The 16,446-nt window shown below is 66.2% G+C and carries 15 protein-coding genes; 6 read left to right on the top strand and 9 right to left on the bottom strand.

Annotated features, from left to right (window positions below):
* Positions 1 to 12: 12 nt before the first annotated feature.
* Positions 13 to 1,596 carry a DUF3369 domain-containing protein gene (locus ACCD07_RS11190; protein WP_176652913.1) on the bottom strand — a complete coding sequence of 528 codons (1,584 nt, stop codon included), beginning with the start codon at positions 1,594 to 1,596 and terminating at the stop codon, positions 13 to 15.
* 252 nt (positions 1,597 to 1,848) lie between these two features.
* On the opposite strand from ACCD07_RS11190, the gene ACCD07_RS11185 reads away from it, so the two are divergent.
* Both ACCD07_RS11185 and ACCD07_RS11180 read left to right on the top strand, forming a co-directional pair.
* On the top strand, positions 1,849 to 2,325 hold the full coding sequence (locus tag ACCD07_RS11185; RefSeq protein ID WP_176652914.1) for a chemotaxis protein CheW: 477 nt from the start codon (positions 1,849 to 1,851) through the stop codon (positions 2,323 to 2,325).
* A gap of 22 nt (positions 2,326 to 2,347) precedes the next feature.
* Positions 2,348 to 4,081 (top strand): methyl-accepting chemotaxis protein, encoded by a 1,734-nt coding sequence (locus ACCD07_RS11180; protein ID WP_413447388.1) that lies wholly within the window; start codon positions 2,348 to 2,350, stop codon positions 4,079 to 4,081.
* Between the two features lie 18 nt (positions 4,082 to 4,099).
* On the opposite strand, the gene ACCD07_RS11175 is transcribed toward ACCD07_RS11180, so the two are convergent.
* Both ACCD07_RS11175 and ACCD07_RS11170 read right to left on the bottom strand, forming a co-directional pair.
* Positions 4,100 to 5,134 carry a J domain-containing protein gene (locus ACCD07_RS11175; RefSeq protein WP_413447425.1) on the bottom strand — a complete coding sequence of 345 codons (1,035 nt, stop codon included), beginning with the start codon at positions 5,132 to 5,134 and terminating at the stop codon, positions 4,100 to 4,102.
* A gap of 116 nt (positions 5,135 to 5,250) precedes the next feature.
* Positions 5,251 to 6,402: a class I SAM-dependent methyltransferase gene (locus ACCD07_RS11170; RefSeq protein ID WP_413447387.1), complete on the bottom strand. Its 1,152-nt coding sequence runs from the start codon at positions 6,400 to 6,402 to the stop codon at positions 5,251 to 5,253.
* A gap of 58 nt (positions 6,403 to 6,460) precedes the next feature.
* Here ACCD07_RS11170 and ACCD07_RS11165 point away from each other — a divergent pair, with 58 nt between their 5' ends.
* From ACCD07_RS11165 to ttcA, 3 genes are read left to right on the top strand one after another with little or no spacing between them, the layout of a single operon-like run.
* The gene (locus ACCD07_RS11165; RefSeq protein WP_413447386.1) at positions 6,461 to 7,243 is read left to right on the top strand and encodes an SDR family oxidoreductase; all 783 of its coding nucleotides are present in this window, start codon (positions 6,461 to 6,463) and stop codon (positions 7,241 to 7,243) included.
* A gap of 25 nt (positions 7,244 to 7,268) precedes the next feature.
* Positions 7,269 to 7,667, top strand: a complete 399-nt coding sequence (locus tag ACCD07_RS11160) for a dihydroneopterin aldolase (RefSeq protein ID WP_176652918.1) — start codon at positions 7,269 to 7,271, stop codon at positions 7,665 to 7,667.
* The gene (ttcA, locus tag ACCD07_RS11155) at positions 7,664 to 8,602 is read left to right on the top strand and encodes a tRNA 2-thiocytidine(32) synthetase TtcA (protein ID WP_176652919.1); all 939 of its coding nucleotides are present in this window, start codon (positions 7,664 to 7,666) and stop codon (positions 8,600 to 8,602) included. Before ACCD07_RS11160 ends, ttcA begins: the two co-directional genes overlap by 4 nt.
* Positions 8,603 to 8,657: 55 nt before the next feature.
* Here the strand turns inward: ttcA and ACCD07_RS11150 are convergent, their stop codons facing one another.
* The 3 genes from ACCD07_RS11150 to ACCD07_RS11140 form a co-directional block, all read right to left on the bottom strand.
* A complete protein-coding gene (locus ACCD07_RS11150; RefSeq protein ID WP_413447385.1) occupies positions 8,658 to 10,427 on the bottom strand; it encodes a M14 family metallopeptidase in 1,770 nt (589 codons plus the stop codon).
* 81 nt (positions 10,428 to 10,508) lie between these two features.
* The gene (locus tag ACCD07_RS11145; RefSeq protein WP_413447384.1) at positions 10,509 to 12,065 is read right to left on the bottom strand and encodes a S41 family peptidase; all 1,557 of its coding nucleotides are present in this window, start codon (positions 12,063 to 12,065) and stop codon (positions 10,509 to 10,511) included.
* Positions 12,066 to 12,131: 66 nt separating this feature from the next.
* Positions 12,132 to 13,025 (bottom strand): LysR family transcriptional regulator, encoded by an 894-nt coding sequence (locus ACCD07_RS11140; protein WP_413447383.1) that lies wholly within the window; start codon positions 13,023 to 13,025, stop codon positions 12,132 to 12,134.
* Positions 13,026 to 13,143: 118 nt separating this feature from the next.
* Here ACCD07_RS11140 and ACCD07_RS11135 point away from each other — a divergent pair, with 118 nt between their 5' ends.
* Complete coding sequence (locus ACCD07_RS11135) at positions 13,144 to 14,364, top strand: MFS transporter (RefSeq protein WP_413447382.1); 1,221 nt, start codon at positions 13,144 to 13,146, stop codon at positions 14,362 to 14,364.
* 12 nt (positions 14,365 to 14,376) lie between these two features.
* Here the strand turns inward: ACCD07_RS11135 and ACCD07_RS11130 are convergent, their stop codons facing one another.
* From ACCD07_RS11130 to ACCD07_RS11120, 3 genes are read right to left on the bottom strand one after another with little or no spacing between them, the layout of a single operon-like run.
* Positions 14,377 to 15,147, bottom strand: coding sequence for an SDR family oxidoreductase (locus ACCD07_RS11130; protein WP_413447381.1), 771 nt, complete (start codon positions 15,145 to 15,147; stop codon positions 14,377 to 14,379).
* Positions 15,144 to 15,527 (bottom strand): nuclear transport factor 2 family protein, encoded by a 384-nt coding sequence (locus tag ACCD07_RS11125; RefSeq protein ID WP_413447380.1) that lies wholly within the window; start codon positions 15,525 to 15,527, stop codon positions 15,144 to 15,146. The genes ACCD07_RS11130 and ACCD07_RS11125 overlap by 4 nt, the downstream gene beginning before the upstream one ends.
* A gap of 14 nt (positions 15,528 to 15,541) precedes the next feature.
* Positions 15,542 to 16,396: an alpha/beta fold hydrolase gene (locus ACCD07_RS11120; protein ID WP_413447379.1), complete on the bottom strand. Its 855-nt coding sequence runs from the start codon at positions 16,394 to 16,396 to the stop codon at positions 15,542 to 15,544.
* Positions 16,397 to 16,446: the final 50 nt, after the last annotated feature.

Below are 16,446 nucleotides of genomic sequence, written 5' to 3'. Positions count from 1 at the left end.
ATTCGATCTGGCTCAGTCCGGCGTGTGGCCGATGGTCGGATCGCGCTCGATCAGGTCCAGCAGCGCGGCGACGACCTCGGGATCGAACTGCTTGCCGGCGCGGTCCTTAATGTAGGTCATCACTTCGGTGTGCGGCCACGGCTCCTTGTACGGACGCTCGTGCAGCAGCGAGTCGAACACGTCGACCACCGCGACGATGCGCGCCGAGATCGGAATCGCGCGCCCCGCCAGCTGGTTCGGATAGCCGTTGCCGTCAAAGTGCTCGTGGTGGCCGCCGGCGATTTCCGCGCCGTAGGTCAGGTAGCTGACGCCGTCGACCATGTGGGCGGCGCGCTCCAGGATCGACTTGCCGACCGCCGCGTGGGTCTGCATCTCGGCCCGCTCTTCCGGCGTGTGCGGTCCCGGCTTGAGCAGGATGTGGTCCGGCGTGGCGACCTTGCCCACGTCGTGCAGGATGCTGGCCAGGCCTATCATCTCCAGCAGCTGCGGCGTGATCTCGTCGGCATAGACGCCGCGCTCGGCCAGCCGGTTGGCCAGCGACGACGACAGCATCTGCACCCGGCGCACATGGCCGCCGGTGCCGCTGTCGCGGAACTCGGCCAGGTCGGCCAGCGCCACCACGGTGGCCTCCTGCGCCTTGCGCAGCTGGCCGAACATGTACAGGTTGTCGAACGCGGCGGCGATGCGCTGGCAGAACACTTCCAGCAGGTCGCGCTGGATCTGCGCCAGCGGCCATGGCGGCGTGACGGAAATGGCCACCTCGCGGTTTTCCTGCGTGTGGATGAACAGCACGTTGGCCGGGTGGTCGAACTGGCTCTTTTTCTCGGCGAAGGCCTTGGCGATGGTCGGCCACAGCGGGTGCCCGGTCGGCATCAGTTCCGACTCGTTGAGCTGGGCGTAGCCGCCGGTGGCCGCCACCACGGTGGTGACGCCGGTGTCGCCCTGCATCAGGCACAGCACGCCGTCCGAGCCGACGTCGAGGATAGCGCTGACCTGGTTCAGCACGCCGGAGGCGAATTCGCGCAGCGAGTGGATCTGGTACAGGTTGGTGGCGCCGGCCAGGATCTTGCCCAGGCCGATGCGGCTGCGCTCGAGCATGTTCAGGCTTTCGTACGCGCGCAGCGCCGAGATCACCGTGGTGAACAGCTTCTGCGTGGTCAGCTCGGTCTTGGCCTTGTAGTCGTTGATGTCGTATTCGATGATCACGCGCTGCTCGGGCGCCTGGCCCGGCTGGCCGGTGCGCAGCACCACCCGCACGATAGGATTATGCAGTTCCTCGCGGATGCGGCGCGCCAGGATCAGGCCGGCGTCGTCGGTCTCCATCACCACATCCAGCAGCACCAGCGCGATGTCCGGCGTGTCGCGCAGGATGTCGTAGGCTTCGCGGCCGCTGTAGGCCGAGAACAGTTCCAGCTCGCGGCCCTTGAAGCTGACATTGCGCAGCGCCAGGCGGGTGACGGCGTGGACGTCGACGTCGTCGTCGACGATCAGCACCCGCCATAAACGCTGATCCGGGGCGCCCAGACCGGCGACCGGAAGCTCTTCTTCGTCTTCGTCGATCAGCCAGTTGTCGTCTGCGGCGGTGGAATCGGTCATACGGTCTCCTGGTGGGGCGCTAGGCTAATCTTAAGCCTAGCATAATCAGATTCCCCCCCTGTGACAACCCCCATCGGAAACGATAGCAACAGAGGTGCGCGTTTTTACAATACGCGACTTTTCCAGGCTCGTCATCGCCTGCCGACTCTGATACTCTTGATACGCCATTTGTAAGGATCGCGGCGCCGCGGACGACTGATGCAGGCAACGCGGGGATCAACATTTCAAGGACAATAACAGGGAGCGTTCGTCATGCAAGAAAATGCCTCGGATATCGCCGGCAGGGAGTTCCTGGCCTTCACCCTCGGCTCCGAAGAATACGGCATCGATATCCTCAAGGTGCAGGAGATCCGCGGCTACGAAGCGGTGACCCGCATCGCCAACGCGCCGGAGTTCATCAAGGGCGTGATCAACCTGCGCGGCATCATCATCCCGGTGGTCGACATGCGCATCAAGTTCAACCTCGGCGCGCCGGTGTACGACCAGTTCACCGTCGTCATCATCCTCAACATCAACGGCCGCGTGGTCGGCATGGTGGTCGATTCGGTTTCCGACGTCACCACCTTGACACCGGAGCAGGTCAAGCCGGCGCCGGAGATGGGCACCGCCTTCAGTTCCGACTACATGATCGGGCTGGGCACCATCGACGAACGCATGCTCATCCTGGTCAACATCGACAAGCTGATGTCCAGCGAAGAGATGGGCCTGATGGATGTCGCCGCCACCTGAACCACACCTCAATTAGGCAATCATGAACCTGACCGACTACAAGATAAAAACCCGTCTCAGCGCCGGCTTCGGCCTGATGGTCCTGCTGATGCTGATCATGATCGCGACGGCGATCGGCCGCTTCGGCTCCATCAGCAGCAGCACCAAGGGCATCGTCGAACGCGACTGGCCCAGCGCCTCGGCCGCCTCCGTCATCGACAGCGCCGCGCGCGAGGACGCGCGCCGCGTGCTGGCCCTGTTCGTCGTCACCGACAAGGCGCTGCGCGCCAAGAGCTACGAGCGGATCGACCAGGACAAGAAGACCATCGACGCCGCGCTGGCCACGCTGGCCGCGCTGACCGACACGCCGGAGGAAAAGGCGCTGCTGGCGAAAATCCAGGCCGCGCGCGCCGCCTACAGCGTGTCGTTCCTGAAGGTGGCCGACATGGTCGAGGCGGACGACAGGGACAAGGCCGCCGAGCTGATGAACAAGGAAACCTTCCCCGACCTGGACGCGCTGCTGGAACTGACCAGCGCCATGGTCAAGCAGCAGAAGGCCGACATCGAGGACGGCGGCAAGGTCGCCACCGGCCACATCGATTTTTCGCGCAACATGATGATCGTCATGGGCGTGGTCGCGCTGATCGCCTCGGCCGCCCTGGCGCTGTGGATCACCGCCTCGATCACCGGCCCGCTGGAGGAGGCGGTCGACATCGCCAAGTCGGTCGCCGCCGGCGACCTGACCACCCGCATCGAGGTGCACTCGCAGGACGAGACCGGCGAGCTGCTGACCGCGCTCAAGCACATGAACGACAGCCTGGCTTCCACCGTGCACGAAGTGCGGCGCAGCACCAGCACCATCAGCCAGGCCTCGGGCGAGATCGCCACCGGCAACATGGACCTGTCCGGCCGCACCGAATCGCAGGCCAGCTCGCTGGAGGAAACCGCCTCGTCGATGGAACAGCTGACGTCGACCGTCAAGCAGAACGCCGACAACGCGCGCCAGGCCAACCAGCTCGTGATCTCGGCGTCGTCGGTGGCCACGCGCGGCGGCGAGCTGGTGGCGCAGGTGGTCGACACCATGGGGTCGATCAAGGCCAGCTCCAGCAAGATCGTCGACATCATCGGCGTCATCGACGGCATCGCCTTCCAGACCAACATCCTGGCGCTCAACGCCGCCGTTGAAGCGGCGCGCGCCGGCGAACAGGGACGCGGCTTCGCGGTGGTGGCATCCGAGGTGCGCAGCCTGGCGCAGCGCTCGGCCACGGCGGCCAAGGAGATCAAGGTGCTGATCGACGATTCGGTGGAAAAGGTCGACGGCGGCAGCGCGGTGGTCGACGAGGCCGGCCAGACCATGGGCCTGATCGTCACGTCGGTACAGCAGGTGGCCGACATCATGGCGGAGATCACCTCGGCCAGCAACGAGCAAAGCCTGGGCATCGAGCAGGTCAACGAAGCGATTTCGCAGATGGACGAAATGACGCAGCAGAACGCCGCGCTGGTCGAGCAGGCCGCCGCTGCCGCGCAAAGCATGCAGGACGAGGCGGCCACGCTGTCGGCCTCGGTCAGCGTCTTCAAACTGAGCGGCGGCCCGGCCGTGGCCGCACCGCGTCCGGCGGTCAAGGCGGCGCGGCCGGCGCCGGCCAAGGCTGCCGCGCCGCGGCTGACGGCGGCCAAGGCTGCGGCAAAACCAGCCGCGGCACCAGCGGCAAAGGCAGCGGCCAGGCCGGCAGCCAAGCCGAAGGAAGAACTGGACGGGGGCTGGGAAGAGTTCTGAAGACCCGGTTCTGAAGACTTAGTTGTTGACCGGCGCCGGCGCCGCTGCCTCGGCGCCGGCGGCCGCCGTCCGGCTCGATTGCGGTCCGGCCGGCGCGCAGCCGCTCTGGTTGGCGCCGATATCGATGTTCTGGTAGCGGATTTCGTATTTGCCGTTGGCCAGCTTGTCCACCACCAGCTTGTCGTGCGCCTGCACATAGGCGTAGCGCACATTGGCGTGGCGCTCGGTGTCGTAGACCTTGATGAACACCGACGAGGCATTGCCGGCGTTGTCGAGCGTCAGCTGCATGTCCTCGCCCCGGTTGCTGACCGGGAAGCCGGTCATGTAGCCCGACTGCGTCGGCCACGGCTCGCCGTTCGGCGCGACCAGGGTCTGCGCTTCGGCGTCGCAATCGGCGCCGGCGCTCGGCAATATCACCTGCGACAAAGCCAGCACCTTGATCGGCGCCGGCTTGGCGCCGTTCGCTTCCGGATAATACGGCCGCGTCGTCGCCCAGGCCTCGCGCAGCTCGCTCTTGGCGTCGGGCTTGACGGCGCGCTCCTCGGGCTTGGCCGGGGCGTCGTCGTCCTTGCCAGCCTTGCCGCCCCAGGCCGCCGCCAGCGCGGACGACAGCAGGTGCTGATCGGAAACCATGGTCGCGCCGCCGGCCCAGCCCAGCGCCAGGCAGGCCGCCAGGCTGCCCCACAGCCGCCAGCCGCCGAGGCGCCGGGTGTGCTGCACCTCGCTGACATGCTCCGGGCCCCAGGCGCGTTCGGGCGCGTCGTGGCGATGCTTGTCGCCGCCGCGGCCATCCTCGTGGCGGGTGCTCTCCAGCCACTCGATCTCCCACTCCTCGGCGGCGATCCACTCGTCGTGTTCCTTGCGGCGCTGGGCGTCGGACAGGGTGTCGTAGGCGCTGTTAAGAATAGCCATGATGCGCGCAGCCTTCTCATCCCCCGGATTTTTGTCCGGGTGGTATTTTTGGCTGAGCGCCTTGTAGGCGGCACGTATGACTTCCTGCGGCGCCATGCGCGACACCTTCAGGTTGTCATAGTGTGTGTGTATCTTTCCCATCATTCCTAATTGTTTGCCGGCGAGCGCGCGTCATTCATCATATCCGATCTCGCGCCCGCCAACCCGGCGAACTGCTGCGGAAAACGCTTGCTATTCTGCCTATTGTGCCATTCTATCTACAAACGGTGGGTACGGTCGTGGGCGGTAATGGCGTCCGGCAAGATGACGTTCTTGCCGATCACCAATACCTTGAACAGCTCGCCCATCTCGGCCGGCGACAGCAGTTTTTGCAGCGCGCCGGCCTGCGGCAGGTAGGCCATGGTGTCGGACGGGTCGGTGCGCAGCAGCAGCTCGCCGGCACCGGCGCCGATCAGGAAGCCGGCCTGGTTCATATAGCCCAGCACCTCGACGCCGGCCTCCTGCGCCGCCAGCGCCATCGCGGTGAAATCGACATGGGCGGTGATGTCCTGCAGGCCGGGGTAATAAAACGGGTCGGCGTGCGCGTGGTGGCGGTAGTGGCACATCAGCGTGCCGGCCGCGCGCTGGCCGAAATAATATTCGTGCGCCGGGAAGCCGTAATCGAACAGCATGGCGGCGTTGGCGCGGCCGTTGCGCAGCATGCGCGAGAGCGTCGCCATGAAGCCGCAGGCCACGCCATGCACTTCGGTCACGTAACCGACCGGCAGGCTGTCATGTTCGGCGATCTGCAGCGCGATCTGCGCCTGCAGCTCCTCGCCGGCCGGCGCCTCCAGGTAGGCGAAGCGGCCGTCGCGCACCGTCACGCGCAGCTCCTGCCAGCCGTCCGGGTGCTTGGTGACCAGGTGGACCGGCATCGCGTCGAGCACCTCGTTGCCGACCACCACGCCGTCGAAGGCGTCCGGGAACTCGTCCAGCCACACCACCTGCGCAAAGCCGCGCAGCTTTTCCTGCTGGCGCATGCGCAGCTCGCCCGACAGCTCGACGATGAAATAGCGCTCGACGTGCACGCCGGCGGTGGCCATCTCGGTCAGGATGTCGAACGCCAGCTTGCCGGTGCCGGCGCCGAATTCGAGGATGTTCGGCGCGCTTTGGGCGATAATAGCGGCTGCGACCTGTGCCAGGGCGGCGCCGAACAGCGGCGTGAGCTCGGGCGCGGTTGTAAAATCGCCATCTTTGCCCAGCTTGGCGGAGCCGCCGCTGTAATAACCCAGGTCGGGGGCGTACAGCGCCAGTTCCATATAGCGGGCGAAGGAGATGGCACCGTCGTTGCGCTCGATTTCGGCGGCGATCAGGTGCTGCAGGGCGTGGGACGCGGCCAGCGCGTCACTGGAAGGTACGGGTAGGGACATAACCGGCATTGTAGCGAATCGGCGCGCGTCGCCGCCAGAACCACTCATTTTGGACAGCATGATCACAGCACAGGACAATTCATCCGGGGCCGGAACCGCCCTCGTCACCGGCGCCGGGCGCCGCATCGGCCGCGCCATCGCGCTCGGCCTGGCGCGCGCCGGCTGGGACGTGGCGGTGCACTATCGGGCCTCGGAGGCGGAGGCGCGCCAGGTGGCGGCGGAGATCGCCGCGCTGGGCCGGCGCGCCGTCGCGCTGCAGTGCGACCTGTCCGACGAGGACGCGGTGCGCGCGCTGCTGCCGCGCGTCATGGCCGCGCTGGGGCCCGTGGGCTGCGTGGTCAACAACGCCTCGCTGTTCGACTACGACAACGCCGCCGACTTCACCGCCGCCCGGCTGGACGCCCACATGCGCGCCAACGTCGCCGCGCCGGTGCTGCTGGCGCAGGCGCTGCACGCGGCCACGCCGGCCGGCGCGCAAACCGTCGTCATCAACCTGCTCGACCAAAAACTGTACAATCTCAATCCTGATTTTTTGTCGTACACCCTGTCCAAGGCGGCCCTGCACACCGCCACCACGATGCTGGCGCAGCAGCTGGCGCCGACGGTGCGGGTGGTCGGCATCGCGCCCGGCATCACGATGGTGTCCGGCGACCAGACCGAAGCCGGCTTCGCCCAAGCGCACCGGCAAACCCCGCTGGGCCGCTCCAGCACCCCGGAAGATATCGCCGACAGCGTGGTCTACGCCGCCACGGCGCGCGCGCTGACCGGCACCACGCTGCTGGTCGACGGCGGCCAGCACCTGATGGCGCTGCCGCGCGACGTGATGTTTTTGGCCAAATAAATTTAAAATCGAAAGAAGGTTATCCATGCTGTCCGCCCTGATTCACCCGCAACTGAACGACTGCCGCCGCCTGTTCCTGCGCAACTACGAAGTGTTGATCAACATCGGCGTCTACGAGTTCGAGAAAAAGGGCGAGCAGCGCCTGCTGATCAACGTCGACCTGTACATCCCGCTGGCCGTCTCCACCCCGGTCAAGGACCAGCTGGAGGAAGTGGTGGACTACGACTTCATGCGCGACACCATCGCCAAGCTGATGGCGCGCGGCCACGTGCATCTGCAGGAAAGCCTGTGCGACGACATCGTGCACGCCATGCTGGAACACCCGCGCGTGCGCGCGGCCCGCGTGTCGACCATGAAGCCGGACGTGTATCCCGACTGCGAAGGCGTGGGCGTGGAAGTATTCAAAATCAAGGAAAACGTATGAACGCAGTACTGGACAACGTAGCGGCCGCGGCGATCGACAAGCCGGCCGGCAAGTCGGCCGAAAAAATCGCGCTGGAAAACAACAAGCTGCACAAGCGCCTGTGCCGTCTGGTCGGCCAGGCCATCGGCGACTTCAACATGATCGAGCAGGGCGACAAGGTCATGGTCTGCCTGTCGGGCGGCAAGGACAGCTACGCGCTGCTGGACATCCTGATGACGCTGCGCGAGCGCGCGCCGATCGACTTCGAGATCGTCGCCGTCAACCTGGACCAGAAGCAGCCCAACTTCCCCGACCACATCCTGCCGGCCTACCTGAAGCAGCTGGGCATCCCGTTCCACATCGAGAATCAGGACACCTACAGCATCGTCAAGCGCCTGATCCCGGAAGGCAAAACCACCTGCTCGCTGTGCTCGCGCCTGCGCCGCGGCATCCTGTACCGCGTGGCCGATGAACTGGGCTGCAACAAGATCGCGCTGGGCCACCACCGCGACGACATCCTCGAGACCTTCTTCCTGAATATGTTCTTCGGCGGGAAGCTCAAGGGCATGCCGGCCAAGCTGGTGTCGGACGACGGCAAGCACATGGTGATCCGCCCGATGGCCTACGTGAAGGAAGAAGACACCGAGCGCTACGCCGAAGTCAAAGGCTTCCCCATCATCCCGTGCGACCTGTGCGGCTCGCAGGAAAACCTGCAGCGCAAGCAGATCAAGGGCCTGATGCGCGAGTGGGAGAAGAAGCATCCGGGCCGCGTCGAGAACATCTTCTCGGCATTGTCGACGGTGGTGCCGTCGCACCTGATGGACCGCGACCTGTTCGGCTTCAAGGACATCAAGGCCGACGGCCAGGCCAACCCGCTGGGCGACATCGCCTTCGACGAGGAGCCATGCTCGACGCCGGCTACCGTGCCCGGCATCATCCCGCTGCAACAAGGCTGACCAGGCCTTACAACACAAAACGGGCCGAGGCCCGTTTTTTTTGCTTGGTTTTTGACTAGTACTTCTGCGCGGTGCGCATCACCGGGTAGAGGTTGAAGCGCTCATCCCATGACGCATGGCGGCGGGCGAAGAATTCCAGCCGCTTGGCTGGGCTCTTGTTGAACTCCGCGTCGCTGTCGAGCTTTTTCTGGAACTCGGCGCGCAGGGTCGGATCGGCTTCCAGCTGTTCGCGCGCGACGTCCTCGGCCACGTACTCCTCCATGTATTCCTTGCGCTCGAAGGCGTTGTTGAACTCGCCCCAGGCCAGCAGCGAATCGGCGCCGCGCGGCTCCAGCATCGCCATCACCAGGCGCGCCTTCGGCTGCGCGATCGGCACGAACAGCGCGCCCTTGGCCAGGCTGCGGCGCTCGCGCGACCAGTCGCCTTCCACCGCCAGCGACTGGTGGCCTTCGAACGACTGCGCGCCGAATTTGGTCTTGGTCGCGCGGAAGGTTTCGACTTCGGCCGACATCTGGTCCGACGCCACCACCTTGAAGCCGATGCCGTGCTGCGCCAGCTTGGCGCCTACCCATGCGGCATCGGCCGCAGGCACCAGGTAGCCCCCTTGCGGAGCGGCGATCTTCAGGTCGGGCACCACTTCGTCGCGCAGCGGCACGGTCCACATCTGCGGCTTGCTCTCGTCGTAGTGCGTCATCAGACCGCCCGACACTTCCGAGTAGCCGCGCGTGTATTCATAGCCGGGGAACTGGATGGTCTTGACGTTGAAGGTGGTGCGGTAGCTGATCGGGACCTCGGCGCCGGCCATGGCGGCGGCGCGCGCGTCCGCTTCCTGCGTCAGCTTCTGCCATTCCTTGCCGTGCGCGGCCACCTGCGACAGCAACGAGACGATGGTGTTGCGGGTGATGCGCACGCGGGTCGGATAGTCCTTCCACGAGTGGGTCTCGACCAGCATCGCGAAGCGGTTACGCAGCGGGAAGTAGCCGGTGGAGAAGCGCGGCGTGGCCATGCTGTCGACGAAGCCGGAAGCCGGATCGTCGTCCTTGTCGAACGAAATATAGTACGGCTTGGGATCGGAACCCTGCGACTTCAGGTCCGCCATGACAGCGTTCTGCAGCGCCGCGCCGGCGGTCTTCAGCGCCTCGTCGCCGCCGTGCACCGGCTCCACCTGGATCGAGACGTCGGGCTGGAACTTGGCGCCGTCGGTCACGTGCAGGTCGATGTAGGCCAGCGGATCCCAGGCGTTCACCAGCGCCAGCATGGCCTGCATTTCCGGCGCGTCGGCCTTGACGTAGTCGCGGTTCAGGTTGTAGTTCTGCGCCGTGGTGCGCCAGCCCATTTCCACCGGGCCGCGCTGGTTCGGACGGTTCCACTTGCCGAAGCGTTCGTGGCCGTCGACGTTGAACACCGGGACGAACAACAGCACCTGCTTGTCCAATGCGCCCGGCGCCGCCTTGTTTTCCAGCGCCTCGCGCACCGCCAGGAAGCCGGCGTCCTTGCCGTCGATTTCGCCGGCGTGGATGCCGCCCTGTATCAGCATGACCGGGATGCCGCGTTTCTTCGCCTGCTCGGCGGTCAGCGCGCCGGTGCGGGTAACCGCCATCGCCAGCATGGTCCGTCCTTCCGGCGTGCGGCCGAAGCTGAAGCAGCGCACCTGCTTCGGATACGCCTTCTGGAAGCGCGAACACAGGTCGGCGACTTCGTCGTAGCGGCCGGTGTTCTGGAAGCCGGAGCGTTCGGAGATCGTACTCAGTGGCGAGGCAGGAGCGGCGGCGAAGGCGCCGGCGGTGGTGGTGGCAAAGGCAAGCAGTATGGCGGAACGAATCATGGACGGGCTTCCAGCAAGGGTTGAGAGGCCGATGCCTGCACCGGCATCGGAGACCTTGAAAATTATAGTCGGCTTTGTGCGTCAGCGATCGCGGATCGAAATTTCCTTCGCTTCCGGCCGCACCAGCAGCATGCCGCCGGAGATCTGGCGGCTGCGCAGCGCGACCGCCGGGCAGGCTCCGGTGGCGCGATAACTCAGGGCCGCCGCCAGCACGCCTTCGGCCGGATCGCCCAGCGCATGCGCGAGGTCGTCGTCGGCGCGGCAGGTCGGCGCGAAGCCGTCCGCGTAGTCGCCGAAACCCTTGTTGTTCACGCCCTGGAACTGGATGGCGAAATAGGTGGTGCCGCAATTGTCGGCCGGCGTGAAGGCGTACGGCTTGCCGCAAGTCTCGCCGCCGACCAGGTTGACCTCGATATCGACTCCGCGCAGGCTGTTGATCACCGACTCGCTCGCCGAACACGTACCCGGCGTGGTCAGGACGGTCACCCGCTTCAGGCCCAGGTACGGCAGCGCCGTGCCATTCTTGACCGTCGCCGCCGACTTGTAGCCCATCGCCGTGGCCTGGAAATACTGGGGCGGCTGCACTACGGTCTTGTCGTTGTACACGGGCCGTTCGAACACCTTGCCGGCGGTCGGCTGCGGCCCGGCGATCATGTAGGCCAGTTCGGCGGCGATGCTGAGATAGCCACCGCCGTTGTAGCGCATGTCCAGCACCAGGTCGGCGATGCCGGCCTGTTTCAGCGTCGTGAACGCGCTGAACAGCTGTCCCTCCGCCACCGCATTGTGTTCGTTGAACAGCAGGTAGCCGACCTTGCCGGTCGGCGTATCGAGCAGTTTGACGTTTTGTACCGGCGGCTTCGCCAGCTGCACCGACGTCATCGCAACGCTGATCTGGACGCCGGCGCGGTTCAATATGAACTGGTGCGTTTCGCCGGCCTTGGCCGGGAACAATCCGGCGTTGGGCATCGCCAGGCCGGCCGCGCTGGAATCGGCGATGGCCACGCCATCGACCGATACCAGGTTGTCGCCGCGCCGCAGGCCGGCCGCGGCCCCGGGCGAATCCGGATGCACCATGGTCAGCCTCCACACGCGCGGTGCCGCCGGATCCGCGTTGCGCACCCAGGTCAGGCCGTATCCCAGTTCGGTGCCGGCATTGGACAGCGCTTCCCATACAGGCGTCGGGTAGGTGAAGTGGAAGCGATCCTTGAGGCGGCCGGAGGCCGTCACCACCGGCGTTTTCAGTACCGCGAAATAATCGACCGCGCGGCGGTAGTCTTCCAGCCGCAGATTGGTGGGAATCTCCTTGTACCAGAGATAGGTGGCGTCAAAGAAGGAGCGCAGCCATTTCATTTCGTCGTACAGCGTGCCCTGTACGTCATCGCTGCCCGGCTGGGGATTTTCGCAGTGCGCCTTCAGCGTGATCCAGTCTGGCGGATGGTCGGGATCGATCAGCGGGGGCTCGACCGGAGGCGTAACGGGAGACGTGACTGGAGGCGTCACCGGTGGAGGTTCGACCGGTGGCGTCACCGGCGGCTCGGCAGGTTCCACCGGACCACCCGGCGCGACAGGCCGGGAGTCCCCGCCGCAGCCGCTCAAGACGGTCGACAGGATCGCAACGGCGACCAAAGCAGGATGCATTTTCATCGCTGAATTATAGTGCGTACGGCGCCGCCTCATGCTTTATTGCAATGTCTTTTACAATTCTCAAGTTTGCAAGTCCGGATCGCCGCGGAACAGGCCCGCCAGCCAGTCGGCGAACACGCGCAAACGCGGCGACGCCATGCGGCCCTGCGGATACACCAGCGAGATCGGCATCGGCGCCGGCAGCGTTGCGCCCAGCACCTCGACCAGCGCGCCGCTGGCCAGGTGGTCGCGCACCTGGTAGCGCGCCGCCTGGATTAGGCCCATGCCCTGCAGGGCGCAGATGATATAGGCCTCCGGGTCGGTGACGGCGATCGCGCCGCGGATATCGGCAATGACGACACGGCCGTCGACCATGTAGTCCCAGTCGAAAGGCCGGCCGGTGCGGCCAGAAAAATGCATGATGCCGCGATGCGCGCGCAAGTCGTCCGGCGTTTGCGGCACGCCGTGGCGCGCCAGGTAGTCCGGCGCGGCGCAGGTCAGGAAGCGCATGCTGCCCAGGCGCCGCGCGACCAGCGCCGAATCCTGCAGCTCGCCCACGCGCAGCGTGCAGTCCAAGCCCTCCTGCGTCACGTCGGCCAGGCGCTCGGTCAGGCTGACGACCAGGTCGATATCGGGATACTCGCGGCAGAAGCCGGCGATGTGCGGCATCACCAGCAGGCGGCCGACGGCGCCCGGCAGTTCGACCCGCAGCCGTCCCTTGGGCCGGTTGGCGGCCTGGCCGCGAAACGTGTCCTCGGCCGCTTCCACCGCCTGCAGGATGTCCAGGCATTTCTGGAAGTAGTCGGCGCCGTCCGGCGTCAGCGACAGCCGGCGCGTGGTCCGCTGCAGCAGCTGGACGCCGAGGAAGGCTTCCAGGTTTTTCATCGTGGCCGTCAGCGCGGCGCGCGGCAGGTCCAGCGTCTCGGCCGCCTTGGTGAAGCTGTTCGCCTCCACAATGCGGACGAAAGTCTGCATGGCTTTCAATCTGTCCATTGTTCACATAATGTGAAAAGTATAGGGCCATTATGCCCTAATTATCTTTGCCCCGCTTTTGCCTAGAATTTGCTCATCCCATCCCACTTGAGGAATCAACATGAGCAATACCGCAAAAGACGACATCAGCCCCGGCATGGTGCTGCTGCTGGCCGCGGCGACGGGGCTGATCGTCGCCAATTTGTACTACGCGCAAACGCTGGTCGGGCCGATCAGCGCCGCCACCGGCTTGTCGGCCCAGGCGGCCGGCCTGATCGTCACGCTGACCCAGATCGGCTACACCCTCGGCCTGCTGTTCGTGGTGCCGCTGGGCGACCTGCTGGAAAACCGCCGCCTGATCGTCGGCGGCCTGCTGTTCACGTCCGCCATGCTGGTGCTGGCCGCGTTCAGCACCAGCGCCTGGATGTTCCTGACCGCCGCGCTGGGCATCGGCCTGGGCTCCGTTGCGGCGCAGATCATCGTGCCGTTCGCGGCGCATCTGTCGAAGGAGGCCACGCGCGGCCACACGGTCGGCAAAGTGGTCAGCGGCCTGCTGCTGGGGATCATGCTGGCCCGCCCCGCCGCCAGCCTGATCGCGGACTGGTCCAACTGGCATGTGGTGTTCGGCGGCGCCGCCGTGGTCGTGCTGGCGGTGGCGCTGGTGCTGCGCGCCAAGCTGCCGGTGCGCATGCCGGCGTCGAAGATCTCGTATCCCGCGCTGATGGCCTCCCTCTGGCACCTGTTCCTGCGCACGCCGCTGCTGCGCCGCCGCGCCGCCTATCACGCCGGCCTGTTCGGCTCCTTCAGCCTGTTCTGGACCGTTACGCCGCTGATGCTGGCCGGACCGCAGTTCCACCTGTCGCAAACCGGCATCGCGATTTTCGCGCTGGTCGGCATGGCCGGCGCGGTGGCGTCGCCCATCGCCGGCCGCCTGGCCGACGCCGGCCACACGCTGATGGCCACCGCCGCCGCGCTGGCGCTGGGCGTGACCGGCTTCGCCTTGCCACTGGTGGCGCCGCAGGTTCCGGAGCTGCGCCACGTCGCGCTGGGCATCCTGGTGATCGCGTCCATCGTGCTGGACATGGGCGTGGCGGCCAACCTGGTGCTGGGCCAGCGCGCCATCTTCTCGCTGGGCGCGGAAGTGCGCAGCCGCTTGAACGGCGTGTACTTCGCGCTGTTCTTCGCCGGCGGCGCGCTCGGCTCCGCGCTGGGCGGCTGGATGTTCGCGACGCACGGCTGGCACGCCGCGCTGCTGACCGGCATGGCCTTCAACGGCGCAGCCCTGCTCTACTGGCTGACGGAATACGCCGGCCGCACAGCTGCGCTGCGCACGCCGGCGTGAGGCAGGAGCGGCTCACACCGAGCCGACCTCGCCGCCGTCCATCCGCACCGCGGCGCCGGTCATCCAGCGAGCGGCCGGCGATACCAGGAAGGCGATCAAATCCCCCACTTCTTCCGGCTGCCCGAGACGGCTGATGCCCGCCTCGGCGGCGTAGCGCAGCATGCCGTCTTCCAGCGTCAGGCCGCGCGCTTGCGCGTATTTGACCAGCATCGCCCGGCGCCTGTCGGTGAGCACCGGCCCCGGAAGCACGCTGTTGACCTGCACGCCGTCGACGACGCCGCGCTCGGAAAATGCCTTGGCCAGCGCGTTGACCGCGGCATTGACGGTGCCCACCGCGGCCATTGCCGCTTTGGGCGCCAGTGCCGTGGCGCCGGAGGTCAGCACCACCGCGCCGCGCGACTGCTTCAGCGCGTCCCACGCCGCGATGGTGAGGCGGCGCGCGCCGTGGAGTTTCAGCGCCAGTCCGTCGTCCCATTCCTCGTCGCTCATCGAGAACAGGTCGGCCGGCGCCACCGCCCCGGCCACGTTGACCAGCGCGTCGACGCGACCGAAACGCTCCAGCGTGCGGGCGACGACGCGCCGCGCGGCCTCCGGTTCGCGCAGATCCCCGCTCAACACCAGCGCTTCCGCGCCGGCCTCGCGGATGCGCGCCGCCGTTTCCGCCAGCGACTCGGCGCTGCGGGCGACGATCGCCACCTGCGCGAAGTCGCGCGCCAGGCGTATCGCCGCGGCCCGTCCTATGCCCCGGCTGGCGCCGGTGACGATCACGGTGGCGGCGCTCATGCGCACGCCTCGGCGACGGCCAGCGTGTCGATGTACTGGCGGAAGCTGGCGATGCGGCCATCGACCACCGTCCATACGTGGGCATAGCGCGCCTCGGCGCTTTTCCCGGTGGCGCCGTGCACGCCGTTGAACACGCCCAGCGACACCACGGCGGCGCCCTGCGCGATGAATTCGGTCGGCACGAAAGCCACCTCGCGCCACTCCTTCATCATCGGCATCAGCACACCTTCGGCGACTTTTTGCGGGCCGCGCCCTTCCGCCTTGTATTGCCACATCGTGGTCCACTCGATGTCGTCGGCCATCAGGGCCAGCGCGCGCGGCGCCTGTTCAGCCGCCAGCGCCGCATAAAAGTCGCGAATGATTTCAATATTGTCTTTCATGGTGTGGCCTCCGTTTATTTGGTCAGGAATTCGATGATCGCGGCGCCGATCTCGCCGGCATGGGTCTCCAGCGCGAAGTGGCCGGTGTCGAAGAAGCGGACATCTGCATTGGGCACATCGCGCGCAAACGCCTGGGCGCCGGCCGGCAGGAAGAACGGATCGTTCTTGCCCCATACCGCCAGCAGGGCCGGCTGGTGCGCGCGCAGGTAATCGTGGAAGGCGGGATACAGCGCGACATTGCTTGCATAGTCCAGGAACAGGTCCAGCTGCACCTCGTCCGCTCCTGGGCGGGCCAGGTAGTGATCATCGAGCGCCATGCCGTCCGGCGAAACAAGCGATGGATCGGCCACCCCGTGGGTGTACTGGAACACGGTGGTCTGCGGCGTCAGCATGGCGCGCAGGGCGTTGCGGTTCTCCGCGCTGGGGTCGCGCCAGTACGCCTGAATCGGATTCCAGCCTGCACTCAGTCCCTCCTCATAGGCGTTGCCGTTCTGCGAAATGATGGCGCCGATCCGCTCCGGATGTTTCATCGCCAGGCGCCAGCCGACCGGCGCGCCGTAGTCGAACACGTACATCGCAAAACGCGTCAGTCCCACTTTTTCGGTAAAGCGGTCGATCACGCCGGCCAGCGCGTCGAAGGTGTAGTGGAAGGCGTCGCGGCCCGGCAGGTCCGTGCGGCCGAAACCCGGCAGGTCCGGCGCCACCACGCGGAAGTGCGGCGACAACAGCGGAATCAGATCGCGGAACATGTGGCTGGAGCTGGGAAAGCCGTGCAGCAGAAGAATGGCGGGCGCATCGGCCGGACCGGCTTCGCGATAAAAAACGTTCAGGCCGTCGATGTCGACGGTGCGGTTGTGGACTGGATTCATGGTTGGCTCCTTAAATTTAGTAACCCGTTAAAATGCTAAATACAGGTTAC

The organism is Duganella sp. Dugasp56 (genome assembly GCF_047304105.1).
GTDB classification, from domain to species: Bacteria; Pseudomonadota; Gammaproteobacteria; order Burkholderiales; family Burkholderiaceae_D; genus Rugamonas; species Rugamonas hordei.
This window is presented reverse-complemented; position numbering and strand designations above follow the sequence as displayed.

Coding starts and splice junctions, on each gene's coding strand:
- ACCD07_RS11190 (WP_176652913.1), bottom strand. CDS start 1,596: ATGACCGATTCCACCGCCGCAGACGACAACTGGCTGATCGACGAAGAC.
- ACCD07_RS11185 (WP_176652914.1), top strand. CDS start 1,849: ATGCAAGAAAATGCCTCGGATATCGCCGGCAGGGAGTTCCTGGCCTTC.
- ACCD07_RS11180 (WP_413447388.1), top strand. CDS start 2,348: ATGAACCTGACCGACTACAAGATAAAAACCCGTCTCAGCGCCGGCTTC.
- ACCD07_RS11175 (WP_413447425.1), bottom strand. CDS start 5,134: ATGGGAAAGATACACACACACTATGACAACCTGAAGGTGTCGCGCATG.
- ACCD07_RS11170 (WP_413447387.1), bottom strand. CDS start 6,402: ATGTCCCTACCCGTACCTTCCAGTGACGCGCTGGCCGCGTCCCACGCC.
- ACCD07_RS11165 (WP_413447386.1), top strand. CDS start 6,461: ATGATCACAGCACAGGACAATTCATCCGGGGCCGGAACCGCCCTCGTC.
- ACCD07_RS11160 (WP_176652918.1), top strand. CDS start 7,269: ATGCTGTCCGCCCTGATTCACCCGCAACTGAACGACTGCCGCCGCCTG.
- ttcA (WP_176652919.1), top strand. CDS start 7,664: ATGAACGCAGTACTGGACAACGTAGCGGCCGCGGCGATCGACAAGCCG.
- ACCD07_RS11150 (WP_413447385.1), bottom strand. CDS start 10,427: ATGATTCGTTCCGCCATACTGCTTGCCTTTGCCACCACCACCGCCGGC.
- ACCD07_RS11145 (WP_413447384.1), bottom strand. CDS start 12,065: ATGCATCCTGCTTTGGTCGCCGTTGCGATCCTGTCGACCGTCTTGAGC.
- ACCD07_RS11140 (WP_413447383.1), bottom strand. CDS start 13,025: ATGCAGACTTTCGTCCGCATTGTGGAGGCGAACAGCTTCACCAAGGCG.
- ACCD07_RS11135 (WP_413447382.1), top strand. CDS start 13,144: ATGAGCAATACCGCAAAAGACGACATCAGCCCCGGCATGGTGCTGCTG.
- ACCD07_RS11130 (WP_413447381.1), bottom strand. CDS start 15,147: ATGAGCGCCGCCACCGTGATCGTCACCGGCGCCAGCCGGGGCATAGGA.
- ACCD07_RS11125 (WP_413447380.1), bottom strand. CDS start 15,527: ATGAAAGACAATATTGAAATCATTCGCGACTTTTATGCGGCGCTGGCG.
- ACCD07_RS11120 (WP_413447379.1), bottom strand. CDS start 16,396: ATGAATCCAGTCCACAACCGCACCGTCGACATCGACGGCCTGAACGTT.